The sequence below is a fragment of the Limnobacter thiooxidans genome (genome assembly GCF_036323495.1).
GTDB classification, from domain to species: Bacteria; Pseudomonadota; Gammaproteobacteria; order Burkholderiales; family Burkholderiaceae_B; genus Limnobacter; species Limnobacter thiooxidans.
Window position 1 is genome coordinate 2,512,620 of sequence record NZ_AP028947.1, and the last position, 18,176, is coordinate 2,530,795.

Annotated in this window: 14 protein-coding genes; 7 read left to right on the top strand and 7 right to left on the bottom strand. The window is 54.1% G+C overall.

Annotated features, from left to right (window positions below):
- The first annotated feature begins 13 nt into the window (after positions 1-13).
- Entirely contained in the window at positions 14-577 is a 564-nt protein-coding gene (gene ahpC, locus RGQ30_RS11420) for an alkyl hydroperoxide reductase subunit C (RefSeq protein WP_130555795.1), read from the top strand.
- An 86-nt stretch (positions 578-663) separates the two neighbouring features.
- On the top strand, positions 664-2,235 hold the full coding sequence (ahpF, locus tag RGQ30_RS11425; RefSeq protein ID WP_130555794.1) for an alkyl hydroperoxide reductase subunit F: 1,572 nt from the start codon (positions 664-666) through the stop codon (positions 2,233-2,235).
- Positions 2,236-2,333: 98 nt separating this feature from the next.
- On the opposite strand, the gene RGQ30_RS11430 is transcribed toward ahpF, so the two are convergent.
- The gene (locus RGQ30_RS11430; protein ID WP_130555793.1) at positions 2,334-3,014 is read right to left on the bottom strand and encodes a Fe2+-dependent dioxygenase; all 681 of its coding nucleotides are present in this window, start codon (positions 3,012-3,014) and stop codon (positions 2,334-2,336) included.
- A 21-nt stretch (positions 3,015-3,035) separates the two neighbouring features.
- Entirely contained in the window at positions 3,036-5,336 is a 2,301-nt protein-coding gene (locus RGQ30_RS11435) for a TonB-dependent receptor (protein WP_338284427.1), read from the bottom strand.
- A 241-nt stretch (positions 5,337-5,577) separates the two neighbouring features.
- Here RGQ30_RS11435 and RGQ30_RS11440 point away from each other — a divergent pair, with 241 nt between their 5' ends.
- The 4 genes from RGQ30_RS11440 to RGQ30_RS11455 all read left to right on the top strand — a co-directional run bounded on the left by RGQ30_RS11440 (position 5,578) and on the right by RGQ30_RS11455 (position 9,799).
- Positions 5,578-6,540, top strand: a complete 963-nt coding sequence (locus tag RGQ30_RS11440; RefSeq protein WP_338284428.1) for a hypothetical protein — start codon at positions 5,578-5,580, stop codon at positions 6,538-6,540.
- A 159-nt stretch (positions 6,541-6,699) separates the two neighbouring features.
- Positions 6,700-7,173: a hemerythrin domain-containing protein gene (locus RGQ30_RS11445; RefSeq protein WP_130555792.1), complete on the top strand. Its 474-nt coding sequence runs from the start codon at positions 6,700-6,702 to the stop codon at positions 7,171-7,173.
- A gap of 117 nt (positions 7,174-7,290) precedes the next feature.
- Positions 7,291-7,887, top strand: coding sequence for a hypothetical protein (locus RGQ30_RS11450; protein WP_130555791.1), 597 nt, complete (start codon positions 7,291-7,293; stop codon positions 7,885-7,887).
- Complete coding sequence (locus tag RGQ30_RS11455; protein ID WP_130555790.1) at positions 7,877-9,799, top strand: alkaline phosphatase D family protein; 1,923 nt, start codon at positions 7,877-7,879, stop codon at positions 9,797-9,799. Before RGQ30_RS11450 ends, RGQ30_RS11455 begins: the two co-directional genes overlap by 11 nt.
- A 22-nt stretch (positions 9,800-9,821) precedes the next feature.
- Here RGQ30_RS11455 and RGQ30_RS11460 read toward each other — a convergent pair whose 3' ends face one another.
- Together RGQ30_RS11460 and RGQ30_RS11465 are read right to left on the bottom strand one after the other, a co-directional pair.
- The gene (locus RGQ30_RS11460; RefSeq protein WP_130555789.1) at positions 9,822-10,931 is read right to left on the bottom strand and encodes an efflux RND transporter periplasmic adaptor subunit; all 1,110 of its coding nucleotides are present in this window, start codon (positions 10,929-10,931) and stop codon (positions 9,822-9,824) included.
- A 2-nt stretch (positions 10,932-10,933) separates the two neighbouring features.
- On the bottom strand, positions 10,934-14,056 hold the full coding sequence (locus tag RGQ30_RS11465) for an efflux RND transporter permease subunit (protein WP_130555788.1): 3,123 nt from the start codon (positions 14,054-14,056) through the stop codon (positions 10,934-10,936).
- Positions 14,057-14,208: 152 nt separating this feature from the next.
- On the opposite strand from RGQ30_RS11465, the gene RGQ30_RS11470 reads away from it, so the two are divergent.
- Entirely contained in the window at positions 14,209-15,087 is an 879-nt protein-coding gene (locus RGQ30_RS11470; protein ID WP_338284430.1) for a DMT family transporter, read from the top strand.
- On the opposite strand, the gene RGQ30_RS11475 is transcribed toward RGQ30_RS11470, so the two are convergent.
- From RGQ30_RS11475 to RGQ30_RS11485, 3 genes are all read right to left on the bottom strand, one after another.
- Positions 15,084-16,712 carry a Tad domain-containing protein gene (locus tag RGQ30_RS11475; protein WP_130555786.1) on the bottom strand — a complete coding sequence of 543 codons (1,629 nt, stop codon included), beginning with the start codon at positions 16,710-16,712 and terminating at the stop codon, positions 15,084-15,086. The genes RGQ30_RS11470 and RGQ30_RS11475 overlap by 4 nt on opposite strands.
- The gene (locus RGQ30_RS11480; protein ID WP_130555785.1) at positions 16,705-17,166 is read right to left on the bottom strand and encodes a TadE/TadG family type IV pilus assembly protein; all 462 of its coding nucleotides are present in this window, start codon (positions 17,164-17,166) and stop codon (positions 16,705-16,707) included. The genes RGQ30_RS11475 and RGQ30_RS11480 overlap by 8 nt, the downstream gene beginning before the upstream one ends.
- A 370-nt stretch (positions 17,167-17,536) precedes the next feature.
- On the bottom strand, positions 17,537-18,142 hold the full coding sequence (locus tag RGQ30_RS11485; RefSeq protein ID WP_130555784.1) for a hypothetical protein: 606 nt from the start codon (positions 18,140-18,142) through the stop codon (positions 17,537-17,539).
- Between the last annotated feature and the right edge of the window lie 34 nt (positions 18,143-18,176).

Sequence of the window (18,176 nt, forward strand, 5' to 3'; positions counted from 1 at the left end):
TGGAGGACTTCAAATGTCTCTGATCAATACAACAATCAAGCCGTTCAAAGCCACTGCATATTGGAATGGCAAGGAAATCGCACTGACCGAAGCCGATGTATTGGGCAAGTGGTCCGTGTTCTTCTTCTACCCAGCCGACTTCACATTCGTGTGCCCCACAGAATTGGGCGACCTGGCTGACCAGTACGAAGAACTGAAAGCAATGGGCGTGGAAGTGTTTTCCGTGTCCACAGACACACACTTTGTACACAAGGCATGGGCTGACGCCACCGAAACAATCGGCAAGATCAAGTACCCAATGATTGGTGACCCCACAGGTCAAATCACACGCAACTTTGGCGTGATGATCGAAGAAGAAGGCCTGGCACTGCGCGGTACATTCGTAATGGACCCCAACGGCGTGATCAAGGTCATGGAAGTGCACGACTTGGGTATCGGCCGTGACGCATCTGAACTGAAGCGCAAGATTCAGGCTGCACAGTACATCGCCAAGAACCCAGGCCAGGCCTGCCCAGCCAAGTGGAAGGAAGGCGAAGCCGCCTTGACTCCATCACTGGACCTGGTTGGCAAGATCTAAATTCAAATCACCTTTGAATTTGTTGTAAAAAGCCGCCCCCCACAAAGGGGCGGTTTCACGAAAGAAGAACAACTCAGGAGTACCCCATGCTCGACGCAAACATCAAACAACAACTGAAGACCTATCTGCAGATGCTGCGCCACCCGATTGAACTGGTGGCCTCGCTGGACAACAGCGACAAAGCACGCGATGTGGAACAGCTTGTCCAAGAGATCGGCGAGTGTTCAGACAAAGTGTCTGTTCGCCTTGACGGCAACTACGACCTGCGCCCATCCTTCTCGATCGCCAAGCAAGGCGAAGAAGGCCGCGTTCGTTTTGCCGGTTTGCCAATGGGTCACGAATTTACATCCCTTCTGCTTGGCTTGTTGCACGTGGGTGGTCACCCACCCAAAGTGGAAGCCGATGTCATTGAACAGATCAAGGGCTTGCAGGCCCCTGCAGGCGGCGCGCATTTTGAAACAGTGATTTCGCTGAGCTGCCACAACTGCCCCGACGTAGTTCAAGCGTTCAACACCATTTCCGCGCTGAACCCAGCCTTCAGCCACACGATGATTGATGGCGGCATGTTCCAGCCTTTGGTCGAGCAGCGCAAGGTCATGGCGGTGCCTACAGTGTTTCAGGGTACCCAGGGAAACAGCACCGAAACCTTTGGTTCCGGCCGCATGACGCTGGAAGAAATTGTTGCCAAACTGGACAGTGGCGCTGCCGAAAAAGACGCCGCCAAGATGAACGCCAAGGGCGAGTTCGATGTGCTGATTGTAGGTGGCGGCCCAGCCGGTGCCTCAGCAGCAATCTATGCAGCCCGCAAAGGTGTTGCTACAGGAATTGTCACCGAGAAATTCGGCGGCCAGGTGCTCGACACACTGGGTATTGAAAACTTCATTTCCGTGAAAGAAACCGAAGGCCCGAAACTGGTGGCCGCGCTTGAGCAGCACGTGAAGGAATATGACATTGACGTCATGGCTCTGCAGCGCGCCAAGGCACTGAACAAACTGGACGACGGCAAGGTTGAAGTGGTGCTGGAAAACGGCGCCAAGCTGGTCAGCAAAACAGTGATTCTGAGCACCGGCGCACGCTGGCGCGAAATGAATGTGCCCGGTGAAACCGAGTACCGCAACAAAGGCGTGGCCTATTGCCCACACTGTGATGGCCCCTTGTACAAAGGCAAGCGCGTAGCGGTGATCGGTGGCGGCAACAGCGGTGTTGAAGCAGCCATTGACCTGGCCGGCATTGTGAAGGAAGTCACCTTGTTTGAATTTGACACCAAGTTGAAAGCCGACGCCGTGTTGCAGAAAAAGCTGTACAGCCTGCCCAACGTGAAAGTGATCATGAATGCCTTGACCACCGAAGTGAATGGCGACGGCAGCAAGGTCTATGGCCTGAGCTACAAAGACCGCGCAACAGACGAAGTGAAGCAGGTTGAACTGGAAGGCATTTTTGTACAGATCGGTTTGCTGCCCAACACCGACTGGCTGAAAGGCACACTCGAATTGAGCAAGCATGGTGAAATCGTGGTGGACCACAAAGGTCACACCAGCATGGAAGGCGTGTTTGCTGCAGGCGACTGTACCACCGCACCTTACAAGCAGATCATCATCGCGATGGGCGAAGGTGCCAATGCGTCATTGGCTGCATTTGACCACTTGATTCGTCAGTAAGCGGGTCAATAAATCCTGCTTTCAAATACTGGAAGTTGCGATTTAAAAAAAGCCCTGCCATTTAAAAATGGTGGGGCTTTTTGTTGTCATTTATGTTTTTAACAATCAGTCCAGCGACGCAACAGGTTGTTGTACAGGCCTGTGAGTCGAATCAGTTCCGGGTTGGTTTCACCGTATTCCTGCCGCAGCTTGATCAGTGACTCGTCCATCTGGAACAGCATCCTGCGGCATTCAGCGTCTTTCACCATGCTTTGCATGAACATGTAGCAGGCCAGTCGCTCGCCGCGCGTCACGGGCGCCACCGCATGCATGGAACCTGATGGATAAACCACCAGACTGCCTGCATTCAACTTGACCCGGTGTTCACCGTAGGTGTCTTCAACCACCAGTTCACCGCCGTCATAATCGGCGGGGCTGGACAAAAAAAGCGTGGCAGAAATGTCGGTTCGCAATGCGCTGCCATCGGGCAGGTAACGCAAGGTGCTGTCGGTGTGCAAACCATAGCTGTTGGTGCTGCCCATGTAGCAATTGAAATTGGGCGGCAAAATTTTGTAAGGCAAGGCAGCCGAAATCAATCGGCTGCTTTTGTTCAGTGCGCGCATCACCAGCACACGCAGGTCACGAAGAACGTCACTGCCTTCGGGAATCTGAAGGTTGTTTTTGGCCAGCCTAGCCTGGGAACCGGCGCTTTGACCGGTAGCCCAATCGGCCCGGGCCAACAGCGCTCGCACGTTCTCAAGTTCGTCGGCGTTCAGAACGTTTTCTATCGTAACCAGCATGATTCTAGTTCACATCAAGGTTTAAAAGTCATAACGCAAAGTGGCAATCAACTGGCGCCCTTCTCCCGGAATGCCCTGCCCACCGCCTTCCGCAAGTTGCGAAATATAGCGCTCATCAAACACGTTGTACAAGTTCAAACGAACCTGCACGTCCTTGCTGAATTTGTAGGTGGAATACAGATCCACCACGGTGTAGCTGGGAATGCTGACCTTGATGTTTCCCGCTTGAGTGCTGGTGGTTGGGTCCCCAGGAAGACCTGCCCCGGCATCGCCATTGCGGAAAGGCTGAACACCACTGGTCTGGTTTGAAACATACTGAATTCCACCCCCAAAACCAAATTTCGGCGTGAAGTCATAGGTCGTAAAAACATTGAAGGAGTTTTTGGGCGTGCCCCCCAATTCCTGCCCCTCGGCAAAAGGCGCAGTGGGCGCACGTGTCACTTCCGACTCCAGGTAGGTATAACCGGAATACAGGCGCCATTTTTCAGTCACCTTGCCGGCTAGCAGCACTTCAAAACCGTTGATGTGGTACTCCACATTCGGCGTGGTTGCTCCACCTGCAGATGTGGCAGGCAAACGCCCGCGGTCAGTTTCGGTGCGGAATACGGCTGCATTGATATCCAGCCCGGCACCAATGGTCATCTTGCTGCCCAATTCAAAAGCCTGCACTTTTTCTGTGGGTGAATCAAAGGTTGCAGCGTTGGCCACGCGGTCGTTCATGCTGCCACCGGCCAATTGAATCTGATTGCGGTCAAAGTTTCCCGAAATCAAAAACGCGTTGCCATACGATGCATACAGCGAATGCGCAGGCGTCAGCTTGTGCACCAGGCCCAGGCTGTAACTGTATTCGCTGTCTTCGCGAACAAAGCTGCGGTTCTCGGCCTGCACCGGAGTCAAACCTACAGCATTGGAATTCTGGCGGTCTTCCTCGATTGCAAAAGCCTTGACCTTGTCATAACGCACACCCGCATTCAGCTCCCATTTCTCGTTGAGCTTCATGGTGTCGAGCAGGTACAGGCCCATTTCCTCGGTTTCCAGGCGGTGAATGCCGCCATAGGCCAGGTTGCCAGTGAACTCCCGTGCAGCGGGGTTGAACAAACTGGTGACAGGGCCATTCGTATCAAGTCGACGACGGTTTTCGTATTCGTAGAAACCGAAATCAAAACCTGCCACCAAGTCGTGCTGAATGGGGCCCGTGTTCAGGCTGAACAACAAATCGGTCTGGTTTTTGAAACTGGTGTCCACCTGGTCGCGTGGCTTCAAGTTGCCCACCACAAATCCCGAATCAGGGTTGTTGTTGCCCAAACCCGTACCACCATCCACAAATCTTGGAGAAGATGTCAGCGAATCGTTGCCCACAATCGCGTAACGGGTCTGATTGCGAATCACCTTGCCATTGGCCAGCGCATGTTGCACCGCCAGGCCAACCTGGGTTACGTCTACGTCCTTGTAATCGTTGGTGTGGCCATAAAAGTTGTCAAAACTGCCGCCATTGACCAATTGCCCTGTGCCTGCACCGCCGCGAAACGCACGATCAAACGGCAAGCCGCCATCAGGAATGTCGTTGGCCTGAATGTGCAGTACATCCACCGTGAATGAGGTGGGCTTGTTCAAACCCCAGGTGTAGGCACCATACACACCGAAGCGCTCTTCTTCAGCCACGTTGCGGCCAGGCAGGTCAGCGCTGTGCTGAAGCAGGTTCACGCGCACGGCGCTGTCTTCACTCAGTACCCGGTTCATGTCGAGCGTGGTGCGCAGGTAGCTGTCGGTGCCCAAGCTGACTTCCGCGCGGTTGAAGTCCACACCCAGGGGCTTCTTGGTCACGAAGTTGATGGTGCCACCGGCCGAACCACGGCCAGAAAATGCCGAGTTGGGGCCTTTCACCACTTCCAGTTGTTCGATGTAGAAAGGGTCTCGGAAATAGTTGCCGATGTCGCGCATGCCGTTGACGTTGATGTCGTCACGCGCATTGAAGCCACGAATTTTCAACTGGTCGCCACCGGGTGGGTTGCCTTCGCCGGCTTGCAGGCTGATGCCAGGAATATTTCGCAGCGCTTCTTTCAAGGACGTGACGTTCTGTTCTTCCAGCAGGTCTTGGGGCAACACGGTGATGATGCGCGGAATGTCCTGCAAGGGGCGCGAGTACTTCACGCTGTCCATTTGCTCGCCACGAAACTCGATGACATCAACTTCGGGCAGGGTTTGTGGTTTTTCCTGGGCCTGTGCAGCAATAGGTGACAAACCCACGAACGCCATCGTTAATGCAGTGGCCAATGGGGTTCTTTTTTGTACAGGAAAGAAAACTGGGTTCGGGTACTTCATGATGCTCCCTACATGAAATAAATTATAATGAGAATGATTCTGGTTTCTATTAACACATCTTAACAATAAATTTCACATAAATACACAATCAACTTCCTCTCGAGGGAATTTCGCTGAATAGAGGCAATTTCCTTATGTGCGCTACCGCACAGACCATGCCCCCCTATCAAGCTACGGTGCCTCATCCTGCCAAAACTATTGGGCAGAACTTACTCACCTGCGATTGATTACAAGGAACGACATGATCAACACCACCACCACGCCAAACGCCCCTCGAGACCCTGGTTATCGACTGGACCCCACAGGCCCTTCAGCCAGCGCTGTTTCCTGGGGCGCCATCATTGCCGGCGCTGCTGCTGCTGCCGCACTGTCATTGATTCTGCTGATCCTGGGCGTAGGCCTTGGCCTGTCCTCGGTATCCCCGTTTGCCTACGAAGGCATCAGCGCAGCCAGCTTTGGCATTTCAACCATCATCTGGCTGACAGTGACCCAACTGCTTTCATCGGGTTTGGGTGGCTACCTGGCTGGCCGACTGCGAACTAAATGGATGGACACACACACCGACGAAATCTATTTTCGGGACACAGCCCATGGATTCCTGTCGTGGGCAATCGCCTCACTGGCCACTGCAACATTGCTGGCCTCGGTGATCGGATCAATCGTGGGCGGCGGGATACAAGCCAGTGCTTCGGTTGCTGGTGGCATGGCCAACTCAGCCACAATGGCCGCAAACACCTTGGGCAGTTCCAACCCGCTCGCGGAATCAGAAAACAGTGCAGTGGCTTACTTCGTGGATTCGCTGTTTCGCAAAGCCAACCGCACCGAGACCACGCCATCTACAGACCTGTCCATGCCTGCGGTTCAAGAAGAACGCATTACCAGCAGGGACATTGAAGAAGTTACCCGGATATTCATGAACCTGAGCCGCACTGAACCTCTTCCGCAAGAAGACATTCAGTATGTTGGTCAGCTGGTTGCACAACGCACAGGCTTGACTCAACAGGAGGCTGAAAAGCGGGTCACAGAGGTGTATGCGCGTGCGCAGGCCAAGCTCAATGAAATTGAAACAGCGGCCAAAGACACGGCCGATGAAGCCCGCGAAGCCTCTGCTTACGGTGCCCTGTGGGTTTTCCTTGCGCTGCTGATCGGTGCTTTTGTCGCCAGCCTTGCCGCAACTCTGGGCGGGCGTCAGCGTGACGCTTGATCACCCCAAGCCTAATCCAACTCAACCACACCAATCAGGAGGACCCTGTGCGTTCAATCATCTTGTTTTTTCTGGGGATACCCATCCCGATCATTATCCTGATCGCACTGTTCATGTGACTGCACACGTGCCACAACCATCCACCAACAAGGATTTGCCATGACTTCCAAAAACAGCAATATCGACAACAAACTGGACGCAATTGCATTGCTGAAAGCCGATCATGAAAAGGTCAGTGAACTGTTTTCCGAGTACGAAAAAACGGACTCCAAGACAAAAAAGAAATCACTGGTTGATGAAATTTGCACGGAATTGACCGTGCATGCCCAGATTGAAGAAGAAATTTTCTATCCTGCCGTCAAGGCGGTATTGAAGGACGACTTCATCGTCGTTGAAGGTGCCGTGGAGCACCTTGGCATCAAGAACCTGATTGACCAGCTAGAGGGTATCGAGCCTGGCGGCGATGTTTACGATGCCAAAGTGAAAGTGCTCTCCGAATACGTGGAACACCATGTCGAGGAAGAGCAAAGCGACATGTTCCCCAAGGCGAAAAAAGCACCATCGCTGGATCTGGTTGAACTGGGAGATCGCATGGCAGCACGCAAAGCCGATTTGTTATCGACGCGGGCTTAGACAATCCGGTTTTATTCACCACGCAATACGGGCCTGGCAGGGGTCAGGGTCACCTGATCGCCTGTGCCGGGCTTGATTAGCCATGCTCATCTGCTACAGTCAATCCTTGATTGATTCTTGTCAGCACCCAACATGCATTACCCCAGTACTTTTTCAGTCGCTTTTATTGCGGCAGTCTTCTGCAGCACTGTACACGCACAGGCCCCCTCAACCGAGCCCGTCCAGGAAGCAGAATTGCGCACTTGCCTTGAACTTGAACAACAGGGCTTGAGCCGCTTTAACGCACTTGAACAACGCGCCAATTCACTGCGCGCCACTGAAAAGCAACTCAGCGACAAACGCGTCGCGTTGCAAAGCCAGAAAAAAAGGCTGGATGCAGCAAAGCCCGATACAAAAGCCATTGCCCAATTCAACGAATCCATCAACGGATTCAATCAGCAAACAGATCAGTTGAATGCTGAAGTCAGCAAATTCGAAGTGGACTCCACAAACTATCAAGACTGGATGAACAACACGCTCAAGCCTGCCTGCAACAAGCTCACCACCCGGCCAGTCAGCAACATGACCACATTTTTTGCCTGTGGTTTTGACAAGCAAGGTGAGTTTGCCCAGCTTCCCCACTGCAAAACCCTACCCGAAGTGGACAAGTTAAAGACCTGTGTCCAAAAGGCGGGTAACAAGACAAAAGCCCAGGAAATGTGCAATGGGTCGTGAGCTGTTGGCGGGGCCGGTGCTGCGTCGCATGCAGCCCGACAGAATTACCCTGTGGCTGGCTACATCTGCCCCTGTTCAGTGGCAACTTACACTGCACCCTGAAAACGGCGAATCTCAAACGCATGACCTTGCAGTGCAATGCCGCGAATTGAAAGTGGCTGAACGGTATTACATCTACCTGATCGACCTTCCCTTGCAACAGGCCTTGCCGGAAAACTGCTGGATTGGATATGCCTTAAGTTACAGGCAAGGCGATCATGGGTCTTGGATTAACATTACCGAGGAAGCCCCACACCTGCTTTACCCAGGCAAAAACACGCTTGGCTTTGTGATCAAGCCAAAAGTAAATCACGTGCTGCATGGCTCGTGCCGCAAGCCGCATTACCTTCGAAAAGAAGGTAAAGCCGCTGGGGACGGTTTGGCACGCGCAGACCAGCATCTTGAAAAACATGCAGGAAACCCCACCGAGTGGCCCAGCATGCTGGTCATGAGCGGCGACCAGATTTACACCGACGATGTGGCAGGCCCCATGCTGGTGGCCATACACCGCCTGCTTGAGCAACTGAACCCACCCGCTGAACCACTTTGCTGCACCCAGCTTGAAGACAGCGCTGAGCTGCATCATCAGCAACCCCACTACTACACCCGGCATGAATTGCTGCCCAAAACCAAGGCCAACAAAGACCTGCGTACGGTGCTGTTCACGGGGGTGAAAAAACCGGTGTTCACCACCGACAGCGCGCGCAACCACCTCATCAGCCTGGCCGAAGTCATGGCGATGTACCTGCTGGTGTGGTCACCCATTGCGTGGCGCTACACGGACATGGCCATACCGGCCGGTATCCCCGAGGAATTTGTAGAGCGCTATGAATTGCAAAGGCAAGCCGTTCAAGAATTTGTGGCTGAGCTGGGCAGCGTTCACCGCCTGATGGCTCACTTGCCAGTGGCCATGATGTTCGACGATCACGATGTGACCGACGATTGGAATCTGAGTGCGGAATGGGAGGAAACCGCGTATGGCGAACCCTTCTCACGCCGGATCATTGGCAATGCATTGGTCGCCTACCTGATTTGTCAGGGTTGGGGCAATGCCCCCGAAAACTTCAGCAACGCCATGATGCAGCGCTGCGAAAGCACACTTCAAACCCCCGGCCAACAGGTGCATGAAGAGCTGATCTCGCAATTGATCGCCTTTCGTGGCTGGCAATACCAATGGAACACCACACCCGTGCTGATGGTGATTGATACCCGCACCAACCGCTGGCGCTCGGAACGCAATGCAGCCCACCCATCGGGGCTGATGGATTGGGAATCGCTTTCAGAATTGCAGCAACGCCTGCTGGGGCATGAATCGGTACTGCTTGTGTCGCCAGCGCCTGTGTTCGGGGTAAAGCTGATTGAAACCATCCAGAAAATATTCACCTGGTTTGGCAAACCCTTGATGGTCGATGCTGAAAACTGGATGGCTCACCGGGGTGCAGCCAACACCCTGCTGAACCTGTTCAGGCACGGCAAAACCCCAAAAAACTTCGTAATTCTGTCAGGCGATGTGCACTACTCATTTGCCTATGAAGTGGAACTGCGCAGCCGAAAAAACAGCCCGAATATCTGGCAAATCACCAGCAGTGGTTTCAGAAACGAATTTCCACGCAAGCTGCTGGACACACTGGACCGCCTGAACCGCTGGATGTACGCCCCCTGGTCACCACTGAACTGGTTCACAAAGCGACGAAAAATGCGCATTGTGCCCAGGAAGCCAGACCATGGCAGCCGTGGTGAACGCCTGGTCAACGGCAGTGGTGTCGGCTTGCTGACACTGAATTCGCAAGGGGCACCGGTTTTAATCCAGCAATTGCTGGCCGATGGTGACAGCATCGAATTCCGAAAACGCATGGAAGACGAGGCGCACTAGCCCCGCTCGCCAAGGACGTGTTTCAAGACTTCGCCACGTCCACCAACTGCCCCTCTTTCAACAGGGCATTGGGATTCACCACCACGCGGTCGTCTTTACCGACGCCCTGCAACACTTCCACTGCGGTAGGGTAGTTTTTACCCAGGGTCACTTTCCGGTACGCCACCTTGTTCTCGGCACTCAGCACCACCACGTTGGCGCCGCCATCGCGGTACACAATGGTGTTGGCAGGTACTGTCACGCTGTTGCCCTGGCCGGTGGTGGGTACTTTCAACGAGGCATTCAAACCCGCAGGCAAAGCCAATTCCCGATTGTTGAATTCATATTCGATGCGCACCGTGCCCGTGTCAGCGCGCAACTCCTTTGAGGAGCGCTTGAACTCGACAGGAATGCCAAGCCCAGGGCGTTCGGTAACTTCAAGCACCGCCTTGCCTGCCTCCTGGACACGAAACAGTTGTGGCTGGGGCACATCCACCTGCACGCGCAGAACATCGCTGTTGATGATTCGGTACAGCATGCGCGTGTCATTGGGGCTGACGCGGTCACCGCGGTCGATGTTTCGTTCAGTGATCACGCCATCGAAGGGGGCTTTCAAGGTCAGGTAAGCCACTTCGCTTTGTAGCCGCAACACTTCAGCACGGGCGGCTGTCAAATTCGCTTTGGCAACTTCCTCAATACCACTCAAGGTATCCACCTCTTGGGCCGACACCGCGCCCCCAGCACCTAAGGGCTCCACACGTGCCCGGTTGCGGGTGGCCAGTTGCAACTCGGCCTCGCGCTGGGTCAAGGCTGCGCGTGCAGAATTCAGCGAGGCTTCCAGCTCGGGGGCAGAAATTGTTGCCAGCACCTGGCCTGCTTTCACGCGGCTGCCAATGTCTGCAAATCGGGCCTGCACAAACCCGGAACTGCGGGCATACAAACTGGCTTCCTGGGAAGGGGCCAGCCGCGCAGCAAATTGAATGTCGCTGCTTGATTCAGACAATTTGGGTTGCACCACATTCACCACGGGTACACCGGCCTGTTCAGACTGCGGTTTCAAATTGGCTTTGGCATCCTGCCCCCAGTAAACAAAACCAGCTCCCAAGGCCAGCGACACACTCAGAGCCAATCCGATCACGGTTGGTTTATTCATGTTTATTCCTCCACCAGCGGTTTGCCGGGTACTGCGTTTTTCATCGCAAATGCAAAAATCAGGGGCACCAGCACAAGGGTGGCGACAGAACCCGTCATCAAGCCACCAATCACCGCACGGGCCAAAGGCGCATTTTGTTCAGCGCCTTGGCCCAGTGCCGTGGCCATCGGGATCAAACCCACGATCATGGTCAGTGCTGTCATCAAAATGGGGCGAATTCGCTGGCGAACCGTCTGCAGGGCAGCATCCCAGGCTCCCATGCCCTGGGCCCAGGCATCCCTCGCAAACGAAGTCAGCAACACGCTGTTGGCCGTGGTAATTCCCATGGTCATGATCAAGCCCATCAGGGCTGGCACGCTGATGGGTGTGTTTGTGATGTAAAGCCCAGCCACAGCGCCCGACAACGCCACTGGCAAACTGCTCAAGGCCACAAAAGGCAAGGTCCACGATTGGAAGTTGAACACCATCACCAGCACGATCAACACCAGTGCGCTGAGCAAGCCGAGTGCCAGTTCCTTGAATGCCGCGGTCATTGCGGTGGCCTGTCCGTTGATCTCGATTTTGTTGCCGGGTTTCAAGCGCCCCTGGACCTGCTCCACTGCTGCCTGCGCTTGCTCAGACAACACCCGCAGGTTGGCGCCCGGTGCGTTGGCCAGCACGCTGATCACCGGTTGGAAGGTGGAACGAACCACTGTGGCTGGCACGTTGCGCGGTGTGATGCTGGCGATCGCGCCCAATTGAATGTTTTGCCCGGAAGGTGTAGTGATGGGCAAGCGCAGCAGGTCTTCCACAGACCCCAGGCTTTGCAAGGGGGCCTGAACCTGGACCACATAGGAAATGCCGGCACGCGGGTCAGACCAATAACTGGGCGCTACGGTACCACCCGTACCCAGTACACCCAACAGGGTTTGCAAGGCGTCAGCTGATGTAATGCCCAGCGCCAAGGCCCGGTCGCGGTCAATCGACACCACAAATTCCGGCAAATTGCCCACCTGGCGCAGCATCAGGTCGCTGATCTCCTCGGAACCTTTCAAGTTCTTGATCAGGTCTTGCGCAATGCCCAGATTGCCCGGCACATCGCGGCCGATCACCCTGATTTCAGCGGACGTGGGGGTCAAACCCGACAAGGTCTGGTTCGTGATGTCAGCCGGTAGGAACAGGAACTTGAAGTCGGGATAACGCTCGCTCAGTTCACGGCGCAACAGGGTCTGATACTCGAAAGTACCCTGTTGCTTTGGGTTCAGCTCAATCAGCATTTCACCATCGAACCCGCCAATGGTCATGGTGTCCACCCATGACATGTTCACCGGGTCTGGTTGCCCAATCAACTCCACAATTTGCTTCACCTCGTCGGCGGGAATCAGTTCGCGAATGGTGGTTTGCACCTTCGCAAAATTGTTGGCGGTTTCTTCAACCCTTGTGCCCGCCGGCCCGCGAACATAGAGTTTCAACAAGCCCGCGTCGGTGCGCGGAAAATACTGCTGGGGGCTGATGACCAACAAGGCAGCTGCAGTACCCACAATCAACACCACCAACAAGGCCACCACAGGCCATTTGGCACGCAAGGTGGGCAGGCGGTTCGCAATGCCGTTACCCAAGCGGTCAATGCCCGCTTCCAGCTTGTCAAAGCCCTTGTAGTGGCGGTCGTTCTTGTCAAGCTTCAAGGCAGCCAGTGTGGGCACCACGGTTCGGGAAAAGAAATACGAGGCAGCCAATGCAGCAATCACGGTGATGGCCAGCGGTTCAAACACATAGCCTGCAATGCCGTCCAGCAGAAAAATCGGGGTGAATACAATGCAGGTGGACAGGGTGGACACAAACTCGGGAAAGGCCACCTGTTTTGCACCGGCCAGTGCGGCCTGGGGTGCACTCAGGCCAAGGGCGATGTTGCGGTTGATGTTTTCAATTTCAACCATGGCGTTGTCGACCAGAATACCCACCGCCAGCGCCAAACCAGCCAGGCTCATCAGGTTCAGGGTGTGCCCGGTCAGTTTCACCGCCATCACGGCCACCAGCAGAGAAAGTGGAATCGACACCAACACGATCAAGCTTGACTTGATTGAACCCAAAAACACAAACACCACCAGGCCCACCAAAAAGCCCACAATCAGAATTTCCTTGGTGATGATGTCCACTGCACTCTGAACAAACACAGACTGGTCAAAAATCGGAATGATCTTCGCGCCCTCCGGTGCAGCGGCCTGAATGTCGGGCAACAGAGCTTTGACCTTCTCAATGATGTCGGTGGTGGAAGCCCCTCCTATCTTGATCAGGGAAACCAGCACCGCGCTGCTTCCATCCACCCGGGTCAAGTTGGTCTGGATTGCACCGCCATCGCGCACATCCGCCACATCGCGCAGCTTGATGATTCGCCCATCTTTGGCACTGATCGGCAGGTTGGCAAACACCTCGGCACTTTCTGGGCTGGCATCGACAGATATTTGCAGGTCGCGAAGACCTTCCCGCACATTGCCCGAAGGCAGCGTCTGGTTTTGCTGGTTCACCGCACGGGCTACATCGGCTGCGGACAAACCAAAAGCCGGCAGGGCATCAGGTTTCAAATCAATCATGATTTGCCGCGTGGCCCCACCGTAAGGCAGTGTCAGGCGCATACCGCCAATGCTTTGAATCTGACCGCGCAGTTGAATGCGCGCGTAATCAGCCAACTGGCTTTGACTCAGGGTGTCGGAAGACACCACCAGGCTGAGAATCGGGCGACTGGACAGGGAATTGCGCACCACGATCGGCGGACTGGTACCAGGCGGCATGCGCCGCAGAATTGTCTGTGAAATGGCCGCCACCTGAGACAAGGCCACGTCGATTTCCACATTGTTCTGGAACACCACGCGAACCAACCCGACGCCATTGAATGTTTCGGAGGAGATTTCCTTCACGTTGTCGACGTTGTTCAACAAAGCCAACTCTGAAAAGGATGTGATTTTGCTGGCCATTTCACGGGCATTCAAACCTTGGTAGGTCCACACCACATTCACGACCGGCGTTTTGACTTCGGGGAGAATATCGACAGGCAATTGCCGAAGTGCAGACAAACCCAATATCAACACCAGAATGGCCAGAGCGCCCATTGAATAAGGCTTGCTCAAGGCGTACTTCACCAACCACATTGTTAATCCTTTGCCTACTGCCTGCTGAATCAGCCTGCTTTGAGCGCCATTGCCCAAAAATGTTCAAAAATTGTAAAAAACGTCTATAAAGCTTCCTCTTGTTACTTCAATTTAAGCATACTTGCGCATTCGCTCACTACCTGATGAAAACCATGAGCCAAGCCAGTGCACTGCGCCTATTGCTGCTGTCCATGATCTGGGGCTCTTCTTTTGTGTTCTACAAAATTGCGGCGGCCGACATGCCACCTGCCTTCATGGCCGCTCTGCGCGTGGCCTGCGGGGCACTCTTCCTGGGTGGTCTTTTCGCAATCACCAACAAACAAACCCAGGTGGCCAAACGCTGGAAGCTGATCACGGCCATCGCTGTATTTGCCTCGGCCCTGCCCTTCACGCTGGTGGCCTATGCTTCGCTCACCGTTTCGGCATCAGTATTGGTGATCATCAATGCAACCGCGCCAATTTGGGCAGCCATTGTGGCATTGCTGTGGACCAGGGCTGTGCCTTCGCCAATGGCTTTACTGGGCTTGGTGTTGGGTCTGCTGGGTGTGGGTATTATTGTGGGTCTGGACACTGCCACCTTGAACACCGAAGGCACGGGTTTGGGAATCGCTGCAGCCTTGGGCGCTGCGGCCTGTTACGGACTGGCCACCAACATGGCCAAGTACCTGGGCAGTGACATTGACCCCTTGACCAATGCATTTGGCTGCCTGCTGATGGGTTCGTTCATCCTGATGCCGTTTGTGCCGTTCAACCTGCCCGAGCAAATGCCGGCAATCAGCAGCTGGCTGGCGATTTTGGGTGTGGGGGTGTTGTGCAGCGGGGTGGCTTACCTGCTGTATTTCAGACTGGTGATGGACATCGGCCCCACATCGGCCCTTACAGTGACTTTTCTGACACCGGTGTTTGGCGTGCTTTGGGGCCACCTGTTCCTGGATGAAACATTGGGTTGGCATACCTTGGTTGGCGGGCTGGTGGTGCTGGCAGGCACCGGGCTGGCTGCGGTGTACGGGCTTTCAGAAAAAGCAGCTTAACGCGTCAGCACGACACTTTGACAGTCCATGGAATTCACATCCACGGTCACTGTATTCAGGTCCACACCCAACACTTGCAACAAACCATCCAGAATATTGCCCACAAGGCCAAGAATTGGGCGCAGCACTGGCTCCAGAACAACCAATAGGGTACTGACCAAACCATTGACTGTGGCTCGGATCAAAGGCCCTACGAATGGCAAATCCACGTTCAAGTCGAGGTCGGTGTTGGACAGCAAACCGCCCAGTGTTTGACCAAGGTTCAAATCAACACTTTCCTGAAAGGGCGCAACCCCATCAAAACTTAGTTGTACGGGGTCTGAGCGCAAGCTGGCGCCCGCACCCAAAGTCACACCCGCATTGACCAAACCCAGCAAGGTCACATTCAGGATTCTGGCAGGTGCACCACAGGTCAAACCGCCAACTGTGGTATTCAGATTGCCAGCACTCTGTGAAATACACACCTCGGCCACTGCAGGTACCACCGTCATCTCCATGTTGTTGTTGGCACGTGGAAAGCGACACGTCAAGTCATTGACTTCAGCCAACCCACCAGCCACACGCAGCTGCAGGGCCAGATCTAGTGCACTCAGACTGACCAGCGCAATATTGATGTTCAAGGGCTGGCGCACGCGCACATTCAAGGCAACCTGCGCAGTACGAGCACTGGTGATGGGGTCTTTGTAGGGTGTTTTACGACCCACAAACACCTGCGGAGCCTCAAGAATGTTCACGCCCACGTCCAGCCTCAGCAAACCGGACATGACTGGCAATGTATAACCGACGCCTTTCACTGCGTTCAAAAGCGTGACTTGCGCCAATTGACCAAGATTGACATTCAAAGGAGTGTCGGTTCGACCTGACAAATCCGCAGCCAACAAGTCTCCGACGGTCAGGTTCACACTGTTTAAAGGACCACTGAGCGCACTGAGCAAACCCTGAATCTGCATTTTGTCAGCCTGATCGGCATCACCCACCAGCAGCGCATCCTGCAATAAACCCAGGGCTGACACATTCAAGGCCAACAGTTCGTTCAGGCTGGCCACACCCAACTCGGTACTCAAAGCCAGCAAATCCACAGCAATGTCGCTGCCGAGCAAAGCCCCCCATTGCGCCACAGTCAGGTTGACAGCACCGCCACCCAGGGCAGTCAACAATCCATTGAGCAAAGCCGACTGGTTGGTGTCAACAGTGGCGAGAGACGAGGACACAGTCCCCACCACAGTTGGGGTCACAGTTGCTTCAGCGACTGCATTGATTTGCTGATTGGGCAAAAAGGCCAGCAGGCTGTTCAAAGAGCGATTGATCGTGACTCGCGCCGTAATTGCATTGGGGCAATCGGCGCTTACCGCATCGTTGATGACACAGACAATCGTCAATTCATCTTCAACCTGAATTCCATTTTCCTGTGCAATTGCCAAGGCCTCGGGAAAAGCAGGGCCATCCGCCATTTGCCGCGCGGCGGTTAATGCAACCAGATCAGCAACACCCTGAATGCGGGACTTCTCCCAAGCAGTGTGCCCCACCGCCAATACCCCCAAGGCACCAATACTCATTAGCAGCACGAACACGGTCAGCAGCGTATATGCCCCCTGTTGCTGTGCGATATTGCGTGGCTTAGTCATTGTTCGGCTCCACACGGGTGGTGGACTCGGCCGACAAATTGGCAGGAAGGGGAATGAAAAAAGAGTTTCCAACCAGCGGGTTGTTTTGATAGTTGGGATACACAAGGCTCAGGCGCAAGCACACAGAATCACCACAGGGTGTCGTATTTACGGACTGAACAATGTTTTCCCGAAAACTGCCAACGTATTGGGGCAAAAGGCTGTCAAGGGAATCACGGGCGAATTCCTCGTAATCGGCCTGCGAAAAACCGGTTCGGAACACGGTCACCTGGCGGGCCGCTTCACTGGTGGTGTTGTTCATAATCAACAGGGCCCCCAACAACACCGAGTATTCCACGATGGCAAATACTACTGCGAGCAGTATGGGTAGCGTGAGCACCAGTTCCACCAACAAAGCGCCTTTTTGGCGAAATCTGGATTTGTCTTTTGGGGTGCCGGGATTGTTGGTGATCATTTGATTAATCAATTTGGGTTAATTTTGTAGACAGTAATTCACTGTGCCAGCAAAACCATTCAACTCAAACTGAAAACACGACAGGATTTACCCCCCTAATTGGGTAAATGTCGTTTTTATCTTTATTTCAATGACATACAAGCTGATTTACCCTTAGTAAGGCTTTAACTTGCATGAAAGACCTGGCTAGCGACCAACTTAGATTGTGCCAGTGTTTTACCTACAAATGACTAACCTTTTCCACTATTTTTTCACAATCAAGGGGCGAATAAAAGCTTGGTGGAATTGCAATGCAAAAAGGAAAGGTCGAGCGAATTGCCCAACCTTTCCGACATCATTCAATGAAAGTTAGCGCGCCAGAAAACCAATATCAGTCATCCCGACCCCGGCCGTGTCTGCCATATCCATGATCATGGTCACCCCCGTGTTTCCAGTGGTGATTATTGTCTCGACGATCATCACGTCGATAATCGCGGCGTTCATAGTCTTTTCGAGCATAATCACGACGCTCATAAGCACGACGCTCATAAGCACGACGATCATAATCCCGTCTATCGTAGTCCCGGCGATCGTATCCACCCCGGTTCACGTAAGTAATGCGATCACGATAAACATAACGCTGCTCAATGTAGCGCGGGCTGAAGTCGTAATAATCGCGCGACTTCACGAAATAGACCGGTCTTGAACAAGCGCCATATTCTCCGCAATAGCGCCCCCACTTCCGAAGGTGTCCGGGTGGAACATGCAGGTACACGGGCGAAAGAATTCGGGATGGGCGGGAAACGATCAAGGGTTCAGCATAAACAAGGGCCGGGTAGCGGCCATTGTCGATATTCACTGAACCATAGACACCGGGCAGCACTTCACCGCCCACGCCGATGGACACATTTACCGCATTGGCCTGTCCTGGTGCCAAGGCCAAGCCCATTAACAAGGCGCAGCTGGTTGAAAAAATCTTGAACAATCCGTTTCTCATCACGAATCCTCCTTGGTGTGATGTCAACTAAAAC

Coding starts and splice junctions, on each gene's coding strand:
- RGQ30_RS11460 (WP_130555789.1), bottom strand. CDS start 10,931: ATGAATAAACCAACCGTGATCGGATTGGCTCTGAGTGTGTCGCTGGCC.
- RGQ30_RS11470 (WP_338284430.1), top strand. CDS start 14,209: ATGAGCCAAGCCAGTGCACTGCGCCTATTGCTGCTGTCCATGATCTGG.
- ahpC (WP_130555795.1), top strand. CDS start 14: ATGTCTCTGATCAATACAACAATCAAGCCGTTCAAAGCCACTGCATAT.
- RGQ30_RS11435 (WP_338284427.1), bottom strand. CDS start 5,336: ATGAAGTACCCGAACCCAGTTTTCTTTCCTGTACAAAAAAGAACCCCA.
- RGQ30_RS11475 (WP_130555786.1), bottom strand. CDS start 16,712: ATGACTAAGCCACGCAATATCGCACAGCAACAGGGGGCATATACGCTG.
- RGQ30_RS11465 (WP_130555788.1), bottom strand. CDS start 14,056: ATGTGGTTGGTGAAGTACGCCTTGAGCAAGCCTTATTCAATGGGCGCT.
- RGQ30_RS11485 (WP_130555784.1), bottom strand. CDS start 18,142: ATGAGAAACGGATTGTTCAAGATTTTTTCAACCAGCTGCGCCTTGTTA.
- RGQ30_RS11430 (WP_130555793.1), bottom strand. CDS start 3,014: ATGCTGGTTACGATAGAAAACGTTCTGAACGCCGACGAACTTGAGAAC.
- RGQ30_RS11440 (WP_338284428.1), top strand. CDS start 5,578: ATGATCAACACCACCACCACGCCAAACGCCCCTCGAGACCCTGGTTAT.
- RGQ30_RS11445 (WP_130555792.1), top strand. CDS start 6,700: ATGACTTCCAAAAACAGCAATATCGACAACAAACTGGACGCAATTGCA.
- ahpF (WP_130555794.1), top strand. CDS start 664: ATGCTCGACGCAAACATCAAACAACAACTGAAGACCTATCTGCAGATG.
- RGQ30_RS11480 (WP_130555785.1), bottom strand. CDS start 17,166: ATGATCACCAACAATCCCGGCACCCCAAAAGACAAATCCAGATTTCGC.
- RGQ30_RS11455 (WP_130555790.1), top strand. CDS start 7,877: ATGGGTCGTGAGCTGTTGGCGGGGCCGGTGCTGCGTCGCATGCAGCCC.